The organism is Tistrella mobilis KA081020-065 (assembly GCF_000264455.2).
GTDB lineage: Bacteria > Pseudomonadota > Alphaproteobacteria > Tistrellales > Tistrellaceae > Tistrella > Tistrella mobilis.
This window is the reverse complement of record NC_017958.1, coordinates 220,249-237,381: the sequence shown is the minus strand read 5'-3', so window position 1 is coordinate 237,381 and position 17,133 is coordinate 220,249. Positions and strand designations below refer to the sequence as shown.

The following is a 17,133-nucleotide window of genomic DNA, read 5'->3' as shown; positions in this document are numbered from 1 at the left end:
ACAGGCACCCGGAGCCATGACACAGGCGACACGTGGCGATGCAACGCGGGAGGCATTGATCCGGGCGGCGATCGACGTGTTCGGACGCGACGGTTTCGATGCTACCCGCACGCGTACCATCGCGGAGACGGCGAAGGTCAATCAGGCGCTGATCGGCTATCACTTCCGGAACAAGGAAGGCCTGTATCTGGCGGTGTTTGCGGATATCGTCGAGCAGATCCGTGCCCGGATCGGCCCCGTCCTGGCGGAGATCGAGGCAGCGCTGGATGGCGACCTTCCTCCGGGTCGCGAGGACGGGCTCGCCCTGCTGTTCCGGATGACCGACGCTTTCATCCTCCTCATGGCGGGAACCGAGAGCAATCCCTGGGCGCAGCTTGTGGTACGTGAACAGCAATCGCCGACGGCGGCTTTCGCCCTGCTTCACGACGGGTTGATGCGGCCAGTCTCGCGTGGCCTGATCCGGTTGGTACAACATATCGATCCCATGGCACAGGCAGGGGATCCACGGCTGGTGGTGGCGACCATCATGGGCCAGATGCTGGTCTTCCGGGTCGCACGGGCCGCGGTGCTCCGGATCATTGACCAGCCGGCGATCGGTCCGGACGAGATCGTCGCAATCCAGGGGCAGCTTCGCCGCAACCTTACCGCCATGCTTGTCCCGGCCGGAGATCGCTCATGAAAGCCGCGTTGCGTGTCGCTCTGCTTCTGGGGGGGATGGCTGCTGCGGTCGCCATCGGCCTGTTCTGGCCGCCGGCCAATGGTTGGCTGCGGGACCGGCTTGTGTCCGGGGCGGCCAGCGATGCCCGGCTGGTGCTCTACGGCAATGTCGACATCCGCGAGGTGGCGCTCGCCTTCCGCCAGGGGGGGCGGGTCGCGGAAATGGCGGCCGAGGAAGGTGATGCCGTGCAGGCGGGCGATGTGGTGGCGGTGCTCGACGACCGGCCGCTCCGCGATGCGGCCGCCCGCGCCGAAGCCGAACGCGCCCAGGCGCAGGCATCGCTCGACCGGCTGCGCAATGGCAACCGGCCGCAAGAGATCGCCGAAGCCGCCGCCCTGCTGGCCCAGGCCGAGGCGACCCTGCGCTTCGCCGAGATCGATTATCGGCGCAAGCGCTCTCTGGTCGGCTCCCGGGTGGTGAGCGAAAGCGAGTCAGATGCCGCCCGTGCCGCCCGCGACGAGGCGGCGGCGGTTCTGGAGGCGCGCCGTCAGGCGCTTGCCCTGCTCGAAGCCGGTGCGCGGGCCGAAGACATCGCCGCCGGTGAGGCGGCACTGGCGGCGGCCGGGGCGGCGCGCGATCAGGCGCGGACGGCGCTGGAGGATGCCCGGCTTGCGGCGCCTGCCGCCGGCACCATCCTCGCCCGGATCCTGGAACCGGGCAGCATGGCTGCCGCGGGCACGCCTGTCTATACCCTGTCGTTGAAGGATCCGGTCTATGTCCGCGCCTATGTGGCGGAACCGGATCTTGGACGTGCCGTGCCGGGCGCGGCGGTTCGGGTCACCACCGATAGCGGCGGTCGGGTCTATGACGGGCGGATCGGTTTCGTCTCTCCCCGCGCCGAGTTCACGCCCAAATCGGTCGAGACCACGGCGCTTCGCACGGATCTGGTTTACCGGCTGCGGATCGTGGTCACCGATGCCGATGACGGGCTGCGTCAGGGCATGCCGGTAACGGTGACATTGGACAGGGAGGACTGACGCCATGGCGGCAGCCGCGCCGGCAGGGGATGACGCCGTCGCGGTCGATGTCGCGGGGGTGGTCAAGAGCTTCCCCGGTGTCGAGGCGTTGAAGGGCATCGATGCCCGGATCCTGCGTGGCCGGTTGACCGGGCTGGTCGGGCCGGATGGTGCCGGCAAGACGACGCTGATGCGGCTGATGGCCGGACTTATGGCTCCTGATGCCGGCACCATCCGTTTGGCCGGGGTCGATGTCAGCCACGACCGCGACCGGGTGGCGCCATCGATCGGCTATATGCCGCAGCGCTTCGGGCTCTATGAAGACCTCTCGGTGATCGAGAATCTGCGTCTCTATGCCAGGTTGCGCGGCATCGCGCCGCGGCGGGCGCAACCGGTTTTCGAGCGCCTGCTCGGTTTCACGCGGCTCGGCCCTTTCACCAGCCGACTGGCCGGGCGGCTTTCGGGCGGCATGAAGCAGAAGCTGGGACTTGCCTGCGCGCTGATGGGTACACCCGGGGTGCTGCTGCTCGACGAGCCCGGTGTGGGGGTGGATCCCGTCAGCCGCCAGGACCTCTGGCGGATGGTCGAGGCGTTGACCGGGGAGGGGATGGCGGTGGTCTGGTCCACTGCCTATCTCGACGAGGCCGAGCGCTGCGAGACCGTTTTGCTGCTGAATGAAGGCCGGCTGGAATATGACGGTCCGCCGGCAGGGCTGACCGCGCGGCTCCATGACCGCAGCTTCCGTCTGGCCGGGCCGCGGCGTGATCGCCGGCAGGTCCTGTCCGAGGCGCTGGGCCTGCCGGGCGTGAGCGACGGGGTCATTCAGGGCGACGCCGTCCGCCTGGTGCTGCGCGAGGGCGGTACGCCCGATCTGCTGGCACCGTTCGCAGCCGAAACCGGTGCGCGGGTCGAGGCGGTGACCCCGCGCTTCGAGGACGCCTTCATCGACCTGCTCGGCGGCGGCCCTGGCGGCACCTCACGGCTCGCCGAACGCATGGATCCGGTGCGGTTGGAGACGGAGGTGACGGTATCCTGCCGCCATCTCACCAGGCGCTTCGGCACCTTCACCGCCACCGAGGATGTCAGCTTCGAGGTCAGCCGCGGCGAGATCTTCGGCCTGCTCGGTCCGAACGGTGCGGGCAAGTCGACCACTTTCAAGATGCTTTGCGGCCTGTTGCGGCCAAGCGCCGGTGCGGCCGAGGTCGCCGGGCTGGATCTGCGCCGGGCGACCAGCGAGGCGAAGCGGCAGCTTGGCTATATGGCGCAGAAATTTTCGCTCTATGGCCTGCTCTCGGTCCGTCAGAACCTTGAGTTCTCGGCCGGTGTCTACGGGCTGGAGGGGCGGGTGCGGCGGGCGCGGGTCGAGGAGATGATCGAGACCTTTCAGCTCGGCCGTCATCTGACGGGGGCGCCAGGAGATCTGCCGCTTGGCTACCGCCAGCGGCTGGCGCTGGCCTGCGCCCTGATGCACCGGCCGCCGGTGCTGTTTCTCGACGAACCGACCTCGGGTGTCGATCCGATCACCCGCCGCGAATTCTGGACCCATATCAATGGCCTGGTCCGCAAGGGGGTGACGGTGATGGTGACCACCCATTTTATGGACGAGGCCGAATACTGCGATCGGGTGGCGTTGATGTACCGCTCGAAACTGATCGCCCTCGACACGCCCGATGCACTCAAGGCCCGGGTCGTGACCCGGGATCTGCCGGAGCCGACCATGGAGGACGCCTTTATCGGGCTGATCGAGGCGCATGACGCAGACCGGGAGGCGGGTGCATGACACCGGTGCGGCGCTTCGACCCCGGGCGGCTTGCGGCTCTGATCGTCAAGGAGAGCCTGCAGATTCTGCGGGACCCGTCGGCGATCCTGATCGCCTTCGTGCTGCCGGTGGTGATGCTGTTTCTCTATGCCGACGCGGTCTCACTCGACATCCGCCGGGTGCCGGTGGGTGTGGTGGCGGAAACCGATGATGCCGAGGCCCGCTCGCTGGCGGCGGCCTTTGCCGGCAGCCGCTATTTCACCGTCACCCCCGCCCGCGACCGGCGTGATGTCGAAGCCGGCGTCGTCGCGGGGCGGCTGCGCGGCTATGTGGTCATCCCGCAGGATTTCACCCGCAGGCTTCAGACGGGAGAGACGCCGCTGGTTCAGGTGATCACCGACGGCTCCCAGCCCAACACCGCCAGTTTCGTCGCCAACTACACGCTGGGGCTGGTGGCGGCCTGGCAGGCGGGGCGTGAGGGGGCAGCAGCGCCCGCCCCGTCTCGCTGGTATCACGCTTCTGGTTCAATGCCGAGCTGGAGAGCCGGCGTGCCCTGGTTCCCGGAGCCATCGCGATCATCATGACCATGATCGGCACCCTGTTGACCGCGCTGGTCGTGGCGCGGGAATGGGAGCGTGGCACAATGGAGGCGATCCTTTCCACCCCGGCGTCGGTGACCGAGATTCTGGTGGGCAAGCTGCTCCCCTATTTCGCGCTCGGGCTCATGACGACGACGGGATGTGCACTTCTCGCCATACACGTCTTCGATGTGCCGTTGCGGGGCTCATGGGGGGCGCTGCTGGCCCTGACCGCGGCCTTTCTGGTGCCGGCTCTGGGGCAGGGGTTGTTGATCTCGGCCATCGCCCGCAACCAGTTTGTTGCGGCCCAGGTGGCGCTGCTCACCGGCTTCCTGCCTGCCTTCATGCTGTCGGGCTTCCTGTTCGAGATCGCCTCCATGCCCTGGCCGATCCGGATGCTCACCAATCTGGTACCGGCGCGCTATTTCGTCTCCGCCCTGCAGACGGTGTTCCTGGCCGGGGATGTCTGGCGGGTGTTGCTGCCGGATCTGCTGGTCATGCTGGCGATCGGCTCGGTGTTCTTCATCATCGCGCGGCTCAGGACCGCCAAGAGCCTGGACAGCTGACCCATGCGCCTCGTTCCCCCGCGTCTCCGCGCCCAGATCGTCAAGGAACTGCTCAGCATCCTGCGTGACCCGCGCAGCCGTACGGTATTGATCGTGCCGCCGTTGATGCAGCTGCTGGTCTTCTCCTTCGCGGTGACGCTGGAGGTGCGCAATGTCGATATCGCCGTCTACGATCAGGATCAGGGCCGCTGGTCGACCGAACTCGTGGCCCGGATCGGAGCGGCAGGTTTCGTACATCGGCTTCGCCCGGTCCATGATCAGGCGGCGCTGGCCCGGCTGATCGACGACCGCACGGTGATCGCAGCGCTCGCCATCCCGCCCGATTTCTCCCGCCGGGTGGAGCGTGGAGAGACCGCCGAGGCGCAGCTGCTGCTCGATGGCCGCCGCGCCAATGCGGCCCAGATCACCAACGGCTATCTTTCCACCATCGCCCAACAACTGGGGGCACGCATCCGGGTTGGAGAAGCCGGAGGGGCTGCGGCGGGCGAGGCGGTGGCGCTGCGGCACTGGTTCAACCCCAATCTCATTTACCGCTGGTTCGTGGTGCCGGGACTGTCCGGTATCCTGACCACCACCATTGCGCTGCTGTTGACCGCCCTGTCCATTGCCCGCGAGCGCGAGCTTGGCACTTTCGACCAATTGCTGGTGTCCCCCACCACACCGGGAGAGATCATCCTGGCCAAGACCGTGCCGGCGCTGATCATCGGAAGCCTGCTCGGCACGATCATGATCCTGGCGGGCATTTTCGGTTTCGGTATTCCCTTTACCGGCTCCTTCCCGCTGCTGATTGCAAGCCTGATGCTGTTCATCCTCTCGGTCGTCGGGGTAGGCCTGGTCATTTCCTCGCTCTGCGCCACACAGCAGCAGGCCATTCTCGGCACCTTCGCAGTGGTCGTGCCGATGATCCTGATGTCGGGCTTCGCCACGCCGGTCGACAACATGCCGAGGCTGCTGCGCTGGATGGCAGAGGCCATCCCGCTGAAGCACTTCCTGATCATCGTCGAAGGTTCGTTCGTGAAGGCATTGCCGGCTTCCGAGGTGGCAGCCAATCTCTGGCCACTGGCGGTCATCGCGGCGGTGACGCTCACGGTGGCGGTGGTCTTCGTCCGCGGCCGGCTGCAGTGAGCGAGAGCGTCAACCGGGCTTGACCTCATTACTGAATGAAATTAATTTAATATCGTTCAGTAATTGGAGGCACGTCATGGCGCGCCCGCGCAAGGACCAGGCGATCGACATTCCCGGCCGGGCGGTGGTCGAGACCATCCGCCTGCTGGAGGACCGCGACCCCATGGCGCTGACCATGGCCGAGGTCGCAGCCGCCATCGGCTGCAGCGCGCCCGCGCTCTACAACCATTTCCGCAACCGCGATGCCCTGCTCCGGGCGGTCCATGACGAGGGTTTCCGGCGGCTCTATGAGACCAAGCTCGCCGTCGCCGCCCGCACGGCCGGCAATGCGGTGGCGCGGCTGCGCGAGGGCGGGCTTGCCTATCTCGCCTTCGCCGCGGAATATCCGGCGCTCTACCGCCTGATGTTCGCGCCTCCGCCGCTGCCGGATCTTGCCGGCGATCCCTTCGCGGCCGATCCGGGCATGACCTCGCTCACCCTGCTCAGGGGGGCGGTAGAGGCGGTGCAGGCCGAGGGGCCGCTGCCCGGTCGCGATCCCGGGTTGGTCGCCTTCACCCTCTGGTCGGCGGTGCATGGCGCCGCTTCCCTGATCGCGGCCGGCCGGGCACCTGCAGGGGGTGCAGCCGAAGCGACGCTGCGCACGGGCGTTGTCGACACGATGATGGGGTTGATCCTGGGCGTCGGTCGCCCCGACGGCTGATCAATCCCGTCATCCAACCGTCCCAAAAGCATCAACCACCCGCTGCACCGATGGCGGGGGGAAGGGAGATTTCATGCGCAGAACCTGGCGAACCGCGGCCCTTCTGGCCGGCGGCATGGTGGTGGCCGGCCTGATCGCGGTCCTGATCGGCAGCTGGCGGACCGGGGCGGAGATTGCCGCCCATGTCGAACGGGTGCGGGTGGCGGCACGGGCCGCCATGCCGCCGGATCCCGATAGCGCGGCGCTGGCGGCCCTGCCGGTGCCGGTCCGGGCCTATCTCCGCTTCACCTTCCCCGACGGCCCGCCCGTCGGCGTGCGGCTGGTGGAGATGGAGATGGCGGGCGATTTCCGCCGGCCGCGCACCGAAGGGTTCGCCCCCACCACCGCCAGCCAGACCGTGGCGGTGGGGGTGCCGGCGCTTGCCTTCGCCGCCCGCACGCCGATCCTGCCCGGCATTCATGCCCGCGCCTGGGATGCTTTCGCCGACGGCCGGATGGAGATGAAGGCCCGGATCCTGGGTCTCGTCACCGTGGTCGACGAAACCGGCTCGCCCGAGCTCGACCGGATTTCGCTCAGGCGCTGGCTGCTGGAAAGCCCGCTCTACCCCATGGCCCTGCTGCCCGGCGGGCCAGTGACATGGCAGGCGATCGACGACAGCCATGCCCGGGCGGTGGTCAGCCATGGCGGCCTGACGGCCGCGCTCGTCGCCAGCTTCCGCCCCGATGGCAGCCTCGCCAGCTTCGCGGCCGAAGAGGATGGCGACCTCACCACCCCTTATCACGGCTCGGGCGAGCATGTGACCCGCGAAGACTACCAGCTGGTCGGGGAGGTCATGCTGCCGATGGCTTTCACCATCTCCCGCGCCGCGGGCGGCCGCATCCTGCCCTTCTGGCGCGGCCGGGTGATGCGCATCGCCTTTCGAAACCAGATCGGAGTGCCATCATTCTGATTCATAGCCCGTCGCCGTGAAACAGCCGCAGGCGTCGGCCGGCGTGATGGCGTCGATGGCGCGACGGGCACGGGCTGCTTCGACGGCGATGCGCAAACCCGTGGCCTGGCGGGTGAGGCGGCGGGATCAATCCACCGACGTTTCCATGAGTTCCTTCAGGTTGGCGTCGACTTGCGCCAACAGTTCAGGATCGGCGCCAAACAGACCGAGATGGCCATCAATCGACACCAGCGGACGCAGCGAGCTTCCCGATATCAACGCCTGTTCCGCCGCGCAGTCCGCAACCGGGAAGATCACGTCATGGCTGATGGGCATGACAAAGGTCTTCGCCTTAATGCGCCCGAGCGCCGCCGCGAGGTCCCCGCCGGTGTGGCGGCTGACGTCGGCGTTCTGGGCCTTCCATGACATCGACAGGAGGGCGTTCGGATCCATGGGGGCGAAATAGCCCACCATGAAATTATCCGCGAAGTCCCGCACGGTCTCGAAGCCAAAGGCTCGGTGCCGCCCGGCGCGGAAGAACGCATCGCTCCACCCGCAGAGCGTCCAGCCTTTCGCATGTCGCTTCAGGCCTGCAGCGACATCAGCCGGTGAGGCGTAGCTCCCGTCACGGAATCCCGGATCCGAGGTGATCGCTTCAGCCAGCGTATCCAGCAGAAGGATGTCGTGCTCGGTGAATTTCGCCGTTCCCGCGATCGGAGCAGCCCGCTGAACGAATTCTGGATAGCGCACGGCCCATTCGTAGGTCTGTTGTGCGCCCATCGAGCCGCCGACGACCAGCGCGAGGCGATCCAACCCGTATGTCTCGGTCAACAGTTGATGCTGGGCGCGCACGTCGTCTCCGATGCGAACCTTCGGGAAGCCGGGGCCGGCCAATGCGCCCGTGCTGTTGTGCGGCGACGTCGACAGGCCGTTGCCGATCTGGTTGACGACGATGATGAAGTATTTCGACGGATCCAGCGCTCGGCCGTCGCCGATATAGACCTGCTCCATGATCTTGCTGGTGCCGGAGTACCAGGTCGGCACAAGGATTGCGTTGTCCTTTGCCGCGTTGAGTTTACCATGCGTCGCAACCGCAAGCTGGCAGTCGGGGATCCGCCCGCCTTCCTCGAGATCAAGATCACCAATTCCGATCATCTCGTAGGGGCCGTGGCCTTCGGGTCCATAATAGGGATTATTGCGCATTTGAATGTCTCTCGCTGTTTTCAGGATCAGCGCATCGCGAAGCCGGGATAGCCTTTGGCGGCCTCCTCGTCACACTGGCTGTTATAGGCGCCCACGCCACCCGCATAAGCCACGAGCCGGCGCGGTTTGCCCTCGACATTCGCGCCCATGTACCAGGAGTTGGTTTTTGAAAGAAGGGTCGCGCTCGCCAGCTCGTCGTGATGCCTGACCCACGCGTCCTCGAATTCCTTCGTCGCTTCGATGACCTTCTTTCCGTTGCGGCGCGCATAGTCGACACAACCCACAATCCAGTCGACCTGTTGCTGGGCGCATGTCGGCACGTTGCACAGGGCTGCCGAAGGGGCGAGCGGCGCCGTGGTCATGAACAGGTTCGGATAGCCGTGGACCTGAAAGCCCATGGCGGTGCGGATGTCCTTCTGCCACAACTCCTTCAACGATCGCCCGCCGCGGCCGCGAATGTCGATCCTGGCAAGCCCGCCCGTACCGGCGTCGTAGCCAACCGCGAGTACGATCACATCGACGTCGTGGATCCTGCCGTCGGCGGTCTGGATCCCTTCGGGGACAATGCGCTCGATAGGCGACGCGCGGCAATCGACGGCCTCGACATTGTCCCGCAGATAGACCTCCAGATAGCCGTTTTCGAGTGGCACACGATGCGTCCCGAAGGTGTGACGGGTGGGGATCAGAACGCGGCAGAGATCCGGGTCGTGCCGAAGCCGCTCACGCATCTTTTCGCGCACGAATTCGGAAACAACCTCCCCGATCTTCTCATCGAAGAAGATCTCCGGGAACGTCGCAAGCCACATGGAGAGCGAGCCCTCTGCCCAGAATTTCTCCAGGATCCGGGTGCGCTCGGATGGCGTCAGCTCCGCCCAGGGCTTGTTCGCGAAGTCGAAATCGAAACCTGCGAATGTTGAGCGCACACGCTGCTTCGTTTCGTGGAACCGGCTGGTCCAGTGATCCCAATCGGCCTGACTGTATTTTGGATTCTTCAACGGCACCATGTATTGCGGGGTGCGCACGAAGACCTTCAGCAAAGCAACTTCGGGGGCCATGGACTGAATCACCTGGATGCCCGTAGCGCCCGTGCCGACCACGGCGACACGCTTGCCCTTCACGTCGACACCGGCCTTTGGCCACAGGCCGGTGTGATGAACCTCGCCACGGAAGCTTTCCTGTCCGGGGAAACGATTGATCAGCGGCGCTGACAGCGGTCCGCAGCATGTCAGCAGAAACCGGGTGTCGATATGCTCCCCATCGGCGGTTCGCACGTCCCAGCGGCCCGTGTCCTCCTGGTAGTGGGCAGACACGATGCGTGTATTGAGCTGGATGTCCTTTCTCAGGTCGAGCTGATCCGCGACAAAATTGAGCCACGCCTCGGTCTCGGGCTGCGCAGGAAAGCGTTCGCTCGGCTTCCAGGCCTTGTAGAGTTCTTCGGAAATCCAGTAATTGTAGATTTCCGCCTGCGAATCCACGCGCGCGCCGGGATAGCGGTTCCAGTACCACGTTCCGCCGACGCCCGAGCCCGTTTCATAAGCGCGGACGTTCAGGCCCAGTTCGCGCATCTTGTACAATTGGTACATGCCGGTGATGCCGGCGCCAATGACCACCGCGTCGAGCCTTGTGAAAGGCGTCGCCTCGGTGGTCGGGACGGTGATGTCCAGACCAGTGCTCATTATGTCTTCTCCTGTAGCTTGCCTCCCTGGCCTTGCAATCGCGGTCAATCCGCAGTCGCAAGGTCATCAAGCTATGGGGAACACTAGCAGCGCCCACATGTGGCGATCTTGAAAGAAACTGTGGGATGTTTTGAATAATCGGGTGAGTGGCCTGCGCCTCGCAGGCAGTTACGTTTCCCCGATCAGCTTCGTAAAGCACAGACAAGAAGACCCGCGCCGCGCCAGGACAAAGACGCGGTCTGAAAGCGTGAGAGTGTTCAGATCTCTTGAGCCGAGGCGCCCTTGCGAAGCGCGGCCGGGGTGCATCCCATTCTCGCCCGCATCGCGCGCGTCAGATGTGCCTGATCGGAGAAGCCGCACATGAAAGCCACCGCCTTGACCGGCAAGCGATCCTGGCTCAGCAGCGTCCGGGCTCGCTCAAGCCTGCGCTCGACAATATACCGATGGGGCGACGTCTGGAACGAGGCCCGGAAATGCCTGGAGAAATTCCACACACCCATATTCGCGACATCCGCGAGGTCCTTGAGGGTCAGGTTCTGATCCAGGCGCGCCTCTATATAACCGATGAGGCGCCGACGCAATGCAGGTGCGAACTGGCTGCGCTCAGAGGTGGCGATGGGTTCAACCGATGCATAGTGCCGCAACAGGTGAACAACGAGCTGGACACCCAGCGCATCGATATACAATCCGCCGCCCGTGGCGGGATCGCCGATTTCATTGATGATCGCGGTCACGATACCGGTGACCACGGCATCCTGCGCCTGGAGCAAATCGTTCAGCCGCACTTCGACCATCGGCCGTTCGAACACCTCGGCCGCCAGGCGTGTAACCAGATCACCGGACACGTAAACATGCGTGACATCGACCGGTGCCACCCAACGCCAGTGCGATGGTTGGGAGCGGGTCAACAGAGAGAAGTCGCCCGGGTGGCACTGCGCCTCTTTCCAGCGTCCCTCGAACCGTCGATCGACCCGGGTGCTGCCCTTTCTATAGGACACGAGCATAAAGTCCGTGAGCGCGGGAACCTCCACATCAAGGCATCCGTAGCGGTAGGTACGTGTGTAGATATCTCTCCAATCACGACCGTCACTCGAAAGCAGCACCTCTCCGGGTACCCACAGCGGAAGTTCCTCGGGTCGTATCACATGCGGCATGAGAGAACCTTTCACGCACGGTCGGAGCGGGCCCGCTCAAGACCCGTCGAGCATCACCGCACCGGCACCGCAGGTTAACATCACCCTCTCGACCCTTAGATATCAATACCCTCTGAATGGGGCCGGGCCTGCTTGATTTCAAGTCGAGCGGCGGTTCGAACCGCCGTCTGAAATGCATCCGGTTTTGAGTGCTCGCCCCACGTTTCCGCCACAGGTCGCGACGGATCTGTGCCGAGGAAAACGACGTCGGCCGCGAGGGGGTGTACCTTGGATAAGCAGCATCTTATGACGCATCCGGCGACCGGCCGGAACAGCTTGCACGTCGGCATCGACAAGCTGCACAGGGGAGAGGGCCGCGCCGTCGGCGCGCGCCCGATCGCCGATGTGAACTGGTACAGCCCCGCACCCGGGAGCAACGGGCCGGCTTCACACGATCGGCATCATCTGCGCGACGATGTCATCGACCTTCGACAGGTCGGGCACGGCCAGAAAGTCCTTCTGCCGGAAAGCCGGATTGGGATACTTGTAGTAGCCTTCGCCTGTCCCCGTGCCCAGCAATCCCTTGTCCAGGAAGTGCGCCTTCACGTAGGCAGCATTATCCAGCATCTGCTGATCCCTGTTCGCTTGTCCCCAATAGGACAGGACGTCGAAGAAGGTTTTCATGCCGACCATGTCGATCAGAGCCATAGGTCCCATGCTCGCGCCCGCATTGACCTTCAGGTAGGTGCGATCGACGTCCTCAGGCGTGGAAATGCCATTGGTCACCAGCGTTTGAGCCGCAGTGATCAGCGGCACGAACCAGGTGTTGAGCACATAGCCGTTCTGTTCCTTCCGGACGGGGATCGGCACCATACCGGTCTCGATGGCGAACCTGGTTGCCTCGCGCAGCGTCTCCCTGCTTGTCTGCGGGTGAGCCATGACCTCGATCACGTTCATGATCCAGATCAGGTTGGCGTAGTGCATCGCGCAGTACTTGTCGGGACGGCCGGTCGCGGCAGCGAAATCGCGTGCCAGGAGGGTGGATGAATTCGTGGCAATCAGCGTGTGTGGCTGCAGCAGCGGCGCCATCTTCTGATAGACGTCCGTTTTGATGGCCGGCACTTCGGGGACGGCCTCGATCACCAGGTCGGCCTTTCCCACCGCGTCCGCAAGGTCGGCCGAGTAGCGCAGGCGGCTGCGGGTAGCGGCAATATCGGCTGCGCTGGCGCCAACGTCCTTCCCGTAGATTTCCGCATACTGCTCGTGAGCGCTCCTGCAGCGCTCCAGGGCCTCAGCGAGGATGTCGTAGACGACGACGCTTTTGCCCTTATAAGCGGTATGCCATGCAATCTGTGCGCCGAGCACGCCGGCGCCGAGCACGGTCACCTTCTCAATCTTAGACATGAGCCCTCCCTGCGCCGGTTGGAACTGGCGCTATGTTTTTGTTGAAGAATCGTATCTTGGACAAGAACGATAGGCAGTGGGGGTGGCGTCGGTCTTGAAGGAACCGGTGTGATCTTTGAAAAAAGGCGTGAATGTCTGACCCTGCTCTAGGCCTCGCGCTTCAGGAACCGCCGCATCGCCGCCTGTGCGGCCTCGGTACGGGCCAGTTCCGCCACATGTCGCATCTCGGCCGCATAGCCCTCGACCAGCGGCAGATCCTCCACCTCCGACAGGCAGGCGAGGGCATGGGCGACCGCCACCGGGTCCTTGGCGGCGATTTCGGTGGCGAGGGTCCGGGCTGCCGGCAGCAGAGCATCGGGTGCCAGCACCGGCTCGATCGCGCCGCGCCGCGCCAGCTCTGCCGCCGGCATCGGCCGGCCGGTCAGCAGCAGCCGGGCGACGGTCGAATGGCCCAGCAGGCGCATGGCGTGACGGGCGCCACCCAGCATGCCGACATCGATTTCGGGCAGGCCGATGGTGGCGGTCTCCGACGCCAGGATCACATCCGCGCAGATCGCGATGCCGAGCCCCGCGCCCAGGGCCGGGCCATTGATGGCGGCGATCCAGGGCGTGCGCCGGCCGGTCAGCGCCTGATAGAGCGCCACGCCCCGCGATGACGGGCCGGGGCGCTCGGCCTCGATCGCATCCAGCTCCTGGCCGAGGTCGAGCCCGGCCGAGAAGCAGCGTCCGGCGCCGGTCAGCACCACCGCCCGGATGTCCTGATCGGCATCGACCTCGACCACCAGCGCGATCAGCCGGTCGAGCTCGGCTGCACCCAGCGCATTGACCGGCGGCCGGTCGAGGGTGATGGTGGCGATCGGGCCGTCGCGGGTAAGGCGGATGGTGTCGGTCATCGGGCGTTCCTCCGGGTGCGTCTGTCGCGCAGTTCATGACCGGTCATTGGAGAGCATCTGCGGCGTGCCGGCAATCCCGTCCGGAGTACAGCGTCATGACACCGACCGTTCAGGGGGCGGAATATGCCCAGCTCGTCGCCTTCGTCGCGGTGGCAGAACAGGCGGGCTTCAGCCGTGCCGCCGAGAAGCTGGGCGTCACCCCTTCGGCTCTCAGCCAGACCATCCGGGCGTTGGAAGACCGGCTGGGCGTGCAGCTTCTGAACCGCACCACCCGCAGCGTCGCCACCACGCCTGCCGGGGCAGCCCTGCTGGAACGCCTGCGCCCGGCCATAGCCGAGATCGGCGATGCCGTCTCGGGTGCCGCCCGCGCGGGCGGACGCATCGCCGGAACGGTACGGGTACATGCGGCACAGGTGGCGGCGGAACGGCGGATCCTGCCGATGCTGGCTGCTTTCCACGCCGCGCATCCCGATGTGGTGATCGACCTGACGGTGGATGATGCTGTGGTCGATCCGGTCGCCGGCGGTTTCGACCTCGCCATCCGCCCGGGCGAGGTGGTGGAGAAGGATATGATCGCGGTCAGGCTCGGTGGTGATCATCGCCAGATGCCGGTGGCCACACCGGATTTCGTCGCCCGTCACGGCCGGCCCGAGACCCCGGAGGCACTGATCGGGTTCGACTGCATCCGCTGGCGGTGGAGCGGGCGCAGCCTGCCCTATGACTGGGAATTTCACCGGGCCGATGGCTGGTTCGCGGTCTCGGTCGAAGGGCCGCTGATCCTGGACGACCGGCGGCTGATGCTGGATGCCTGCCTTGCCGGCATCGGCATCGCCTTCCTGACCGACGAGGAGGCGGGGCCGTATCTTGCCGATGGCCGGCTGGTCACGATGCTGGAGCCCTGGTGTGCGCCCTATCCCGGCTTCTTCCTGTGCTATCCGCGGCAGCGCCGGATGCCACCGGCGATGCGCGCCTTCATCGATGCGCTGCGTGCCGCCGGCACAATTATTTAGTCGGGCTTAAAAGTCCTGGTCGTTCCTGCCGGATTATATCCGGCCGCCTGCCATGTCATCTCTCTTTCAGGACCAACGGCCTTCGGGGCCAGCCTCAGGAGATGACGCATATGACGACCGCCCCCATCGACGGCATCGCCGGCAAGGTTGTCCTGGTCACCGGCGCCAGCAGCGGCATCGGCGAGACCACCGCCCGGCTGCTGGCCGAAGCCGGCGCGATCGTGGTCGCCGGCGCCCGCCGGCTCGACCGCTTGCAGCGCCTCGCCCAAGACGTGACGGAAGCGGGCGGTACGATCCGCGTCCGGACGCTGGACGTCACCGACCGCGACGACATCGCCGGCTTCGCCGTCGCCGCCCGCGAGGAATTCGGCCGGATCGACGTGATCGTGAACAATGCCGGCGTGATGCCGCTTTCGCCGCTCGCCTCGCTCAAGCTCGACGAATGGGACCGGATGATCGACGTGAACATCCGCGGCGTGCTCCACGGCATCGCCGCCGTGCTGCCGGTGATGACGGCGCAGGGCTTCGGCCAGGTGATCAACGTCTCGTCGATCGGCGGCCATGCCGTCAGCCCGACCGCCGCGGTCTACTGTGCGACCAAATATGCGGTGCGGGCGATTTCCGACGGCCTCAGGCAGGAAACCGACCGGCTGCGGGTGACGGTGATCTCGCCCGGCGTGGTGACCTCGGAACTGGCGGAGACCATTACCGATACCACCGCCCGCGACGCGATGGCCACCTTCCGGGCGGTGGCGATCCCGCCCGAAGCGATCGCCCGCGCGATCCGCTTCGCCATTGCCCAGCCCGATGACGTCGACACCAGCGAGATCGTCATCCGCCCGACCGCCAGCCCGCATTGATCAGGAGAGGACCGATGCGCCGCCTTATCGCCGCCGGCCTGCTGCTGCTGACCTCCACCGCCCTTGCAGGGGAGACGACATCCGTGACCGCAACCGATCCACACCCTTACATCGGCATGTGGGTGACCGAAGACGGCCGCATCCGCCACGAACTGCGCGCCGACGGCCGCTATGTCGAGGCGCGCGGTAGCCGTGAAGCGGCCTATCAGGGCCGCTACACGATCACCGGCGATCATATCGACTATGTCGACGACACCGGCTTCACCGCCGATGGCGATTTCGTCGACGGCGTGCTCTACCATGCCGGCATGATCCTCTACCGCCGGCCGTGACCGCCGGCGCCTCACCCGGCGCGGCGCACTTCCGCCGTGCCGGCCGTGATGCGGTCTGCCAGATAGCGCGCGTCGCGATCGATGCCTGAGAACCGGCCCGATCCCCAGCTGTGCAGCCAGGGCAGGCCCAGGAAATACACCCCCGGTTCGGCGGTGACGCCACGGTGATGCACCGGGTGGCCGGCGCCGTTGAACACCGGCGCGTCGAGCCAGTGGAAATCCGGCCGGAAGCCGATGCACCAGATGATCGTGCCGATCCCGGCCGCCTCCAGATCCAGGCTTTCGGGCTCGGTCTCCGGCACCCAGACCGGCGCGTAGACCGAGGGCGGCGGCGCATCGATGCTGTGTTCGGCGATGTGGCGATCGATCGAGGCATTGATGCCGTTATAGACCCGGTCGGCCGCATCCAGCGCCTCGCGGAGCGTGGGGGCGAAGCGCAGCCGGGTGCCCTCCAGATCCTGGAGCAGGCCGTAAAGCGCCATGCCTTCCAGCGCGAAGCGCCTGAGATCGATGTCGCGGCCGCCGTCGCGGCCGGTGACATAGTGATTGGTGTTGTCGCGCACGCCCTCTTTCAGCGGATGGCGTTCGACCGGCATGTCGTAATAGCCCATCTCCGCAAGCCAGGTGACGACATCGCGGCCGCGATAGAACCGGGCGCAGCGCGGCGCATCGCCCACCGCCAGATGGACCTTGCGGCCGGCCAGATGCAGATCCTCGGCGATCTGGGCGCCGGACTGGCCGGAGCCGACCACCAGCACCGCGCCTTCGGGCAGACTTTGGGGGCTGCGGTAATCGGCCGAATGGATCTGGCGGATGTCGGCGGGCAGGCGTTCGGCGAAGCGCGGCACGATCGGCACATGATAGCCGCCCGAGGCGGCGACCACCTGGTCGGCGGTGAAGCTGCCGGCCGAGCTTGCGATGGTGAAGCCGCCCCCGGCCCGCCGCGACACCTTCAGCACGGCCGTGTTCTCCAGAAGCGGCGGGTCCAGCTTGTCGCGGAAGCGGCGGAGCCAGTCCAGGATCTCGTCCTTCTTCATGAAGCCGTCGGGGTCGTCGCCGTCGTAAGGATGGCCGGGAAGGTCGCATTGCCAATTGGGCGTGACCAGGCAGAAACTGTCCCAGCGCTGGTCGCGCCAGGCATGCATGGCGGTCTTCTTTTCGAAGACCAGATGGTCGATGCCCCGGGCCTTGAGATGCCAGGACAGGGTCAGCCCGGCCTGGCCGCCGCCGATGATGGCGACCTCCAGATGGCGGGGCGTCGAGAGGTGGGGGTCGGGAGAGAGATGCGTCAT

The 17,133-nt window shown here is 65.9% G+C and carries 14 protein-coding genes and 2 pseudogenes; 10 read left to right on the top strand and 6 right to left on the bottom strand.

Annotation, left to right across the window (positions count from 1 at the left end; genetic code table 11):
• The first annotated feature begins 16 nt into the window (after positions 1–16).
• From TMO_RS24900 to TMO_RS24870, 7 genes and pseudogenes are all read left to right on the top strand, one after another.
• The gene (locus TMO_RS24900) at positions 17–679 is read left to right on the top strand and encodes a CerR family C-terminal domain-containing protein (protein WP_041607589.1); all 663 of its coding nucleotides are present in this window, start codon (positions 17–19) and stop codon (positions 677–679) included.
• Positions 676–1,695: a secretion protein HlyD gene (hlyD, locus tag TMO_RS24895; protein WP_014747820.1), complete on the top strand. Its 1,020-nt coding sequence runs from the start codon at positions 676–678 to the stop codon at positions 1,693–1,695. The genes TMO_RS24900 and hlyD overlap by 4 nt, the downstream gene beginning before the upstream one ends.
• A gap of 4 nt (positions 1,696–1,699) precedes the next feature.
• On the top strand, positions 1,700–3,454 hold the full coding sequence (locus TMO_RS24890) for an ATP-binding cassette domain-containing protein (protein WP_014747819.1): 1,755 nt from the start codon (positions 1,700–1,702) through the stop codon (positions 3,452–3,454).
• A pseudogene (locus TMO_RS24885) lies at positions 3,451–4,577 on the top strand (ABC transporter permease). Before TMO_RS24890 ends, TMO_RS24885 begins: the two are co-directional and overlap by 4 nt.
• A 3-nt stretch (positions 4,578–4,580) precedes the next feature.
• Positions 4,581–5,702 carry an ABC transporter permease gene (locus tag TMO_RS24880; RefSeq protein WP_014747816.1) on the top strand — a complete coding sequence of 374 codons (1,122 nt, stop codon included), beginning with the start codon at positions 4,581–4,583 and terminating at the stop codon, positions 5,700–5,702.
• 76 nt (positions 5,703–5,778) lie between these two features.
• Positions 5,779–6,402 (top strand): TetR/AcrR family transcriptional regulator, encoded by a 624-nt coding sequence (locus TMO_RS24875; protein ID WP_014747815.1) that lies wholly within the window; start codon positions 5,779–5,781, stop codon positions 6,400–6,402.
• 73 nt (positions 6,403–6,475) lie between these two features.
• Complete coding sequence (locus TMO_RS24870) at positions 6,476–7,351, top strand: DUF6920 family protein (RefSeq protein WP_014747814.1); 876 nt, start codon at positions 6,476–6,478, stop codon at positions 7,349–7,351.
• A gap of 126 nt (positions 7,352–7,477) precedes the next feature.
• Here TMO_RS24870 and TMO_RS24865 read toward each other — a convergent pair whose 3' ends face one another.
• From TMO_RS24865 to TMO_RS24845, 5 genes and pseudogenes are all read right to left on the bottom strand, one after another.
• Positions 7,478–8,533 (bottom strand): alpha/beta fold hydrolase, encoded by a 1,056-nt coding sequence (locus TMO_RS24865; protein ID WP_014747813.1) that lies wholly within the window; start codon positions 8,531–8,533, stop codon positions 7,478–7,480.
• A 26-nt stretch (positions 8,534–8,559) separates the two neighbouring features.
• Complete coding sequence (locus TMO_RS24860) at positions 8,560–10,209, bottom strand: flavin-containing monooxygenase (RefSeq protein WP_014747812.1); 1,650 nt, start codon at positions 10,207–10,209, stop codon at positions 8,560–8,562.
• A gap of 257 nt (positions 10,210–10,466) precedes the next feature.
• Positions 10,467–11,363, bottom strand: coding sequence for a helix-turn-helix domain-containing protein (locus TMO_RS24855; RefSeq protein ID WP_041607588.1), 897 nt, complete (start codon positions 11,361–11,363; stop codon positions 10,467–10,469).
• A 426-nt stretch (positions 11,364–11,789) separates the two neighbouring features.
• Positions 11,790–12,761: pseudogene (locus tag TMO_RS24850) on the bottom strand (3-hydroxyacyl-CoA dehydrogenase); the annotation flags it as partial.
• 131 nt (positions 12,762–12,892) lie between these two features.
• Positions 12,893–13,639, bottom strand: a complete 747-nt coding sequence (locus TMO_RS24845) for an enoyl-CoA hydratase-related protein (RefSeq protein WP_014747809.1) — start codon at positions 13,637–13,639, stop codon at positions 12,893–12,895.
• 95 nt (positions 13,640–13,734) lie between these two features.
• On the opposite strand from TMO_RS24845, the gene TMO_RS24840 reads away from it, so the two are divergent.
• The 3 genes from TMO_RS24840 (at position 13,735) to TMO_RS24830 (ending at position 15,841) form a co-directional block, all read left to right on the top strand.
• A complete protein-coding gene (locus tag TMO_RS24840; protein ID WP_014747808.1) occupies positions 13,735–14,649 on the top strand; it encodes a LysR family transcriptional regulator in 915 nt (304 codons plus the stop codon).
• 125 nt (positions 14,650–14,774) lie between these two features.
• A complete protein-coding gene (locus tag TMO_RS24835; RefSeq protein ID WP_086015184.1) occupies positions 14,775–15,509 on the top strand; it encodes an SDR family oxidoreductase in 735 nt (244 codons plus the stop codon).
• 14 nt (positions 15,510–15,523) lie between these two features.
• Complete coding sequence (locus tag TMO_RS24830) at positions 15,524–15,841, top strand: Atu4866 domain-containing protein (protein ID WP_014747806.1); 318 nt, start codon at positions 15,524–15,526, stop codon at positions 15,839–15,841.
• Positions 15,842–15,852: 11 nt separating this feature from the next.
• On the opposite strand, the gene TMO_RS24825 is transcribed toward TMO_RS24830, so the two are convergent.
• Entirely contained in the window at positions 15,853–17,133 is a 1,281-nt protein-coding gene (locus tag TMO_RS24825) for an MSMEG_0569 family flavin-dependent oxidoreductase (RefSeq protein ID WP_014747805.1), read from the bottom strand.

What these genes read in the sequence shown, in the direction of transcription:
- TMO_RS24900 (WP_041607589.1), top strand. Translation starts at nt 17, where the DNA reads ATGACACAGGCGACACGTGGCGATGCAACGCGGGAGGCATTGATCCGG.
- hlyD (WP_014747820.1), top strand. Translation starts at nt 676, where the DNA reads ATGAAAGCCGCGTTGCGTGTCGCTCTGCTTCTGGGGGGGATGGCTGCT.
- TMO_RS24890 (WP_014747819.1), top strand. Translation starts at nt 1,700, where the DNA reads ATGGCGGCAGCCGCGCCGGCAGGGGATGACGCCGTCGCGGTCGATGTC.
- TMO_RS24880 (WP_014747816.1), top strand. Translation starts at nt 4,581, where the DNA reads ATGCGCCTCGTTCCCCCGCGTCTCCGCGCCCAGATCGTCAAGGAACTG.
- TMO_RS24875 (WP_014747815.1), top strand. Translation starts at nt 5,779, where the DNA reads ATGGCGCGCCCGCGCAAGGACCAGGCGATCGACATTCCCGGCCGGGCG.
- TMO_RS24870 (WP_014747814.1), top strand. Translation starts at nt 6,476, where the DNA reads ATGCGCAGAACCTGGCGAACCGCGGCCCTTCTGGCCGGCGGCATGGTG.
- TMO_RS24865 (WP_014747813.1), bottom strand. Translation starts at nt 8,533, where the DNA reads ATGCGCAATAATCCCTATTATGGACCCGAAGGCCACGGCCCCTACGAG.
- TMO_RS24860 (WP_014747812.1), bottom strand. Translation starts at nt 10,209, where the DNA reads ATGAGCACTGGTCTGGACATCACCGTCCCGACCACCGAGGCGACGCCT.
- TMO_RS24855 (WP_041607588.1), bottom strand. Translation starts at nt 11,363, where the DNA reads ATGCCGCATGTGATACGACCCGAGGAACTTCCGCTGTGGGTACCCGGA.
- TMO_RS24845 (WP_014747809.1), bottom strand. Translation starts at nt 13,639, where the DNA reads ATGACCGACACCATCCGCCTTACCCGCGACGGCCCGATCGCCACCATC.
- TMO_RS24840 (WP_014747808.1), top strand. Translation starts at nt 13,735, where the DNA reads ATGACACCGACCGTTCAGGGGGCGGAATATGCCCAGCTCGTCGCCTTC.
- TMO_RS24830 (WP_014747806.1), top strand. Translation starts at nt 15,524, where the DNA reads ATGCGCCGCCTTATCGCCGCCGGCCTGCTGCTGCTGACCTCCACCGCC.
- TMO_RS24825 (WP_014747805.1), bottom strand. Translation starts at nt 17,133, where the DNA reads ATGACGCATCTCTCTCCCGACCCCCACCTCTCGACGCCCCGCCATCTG.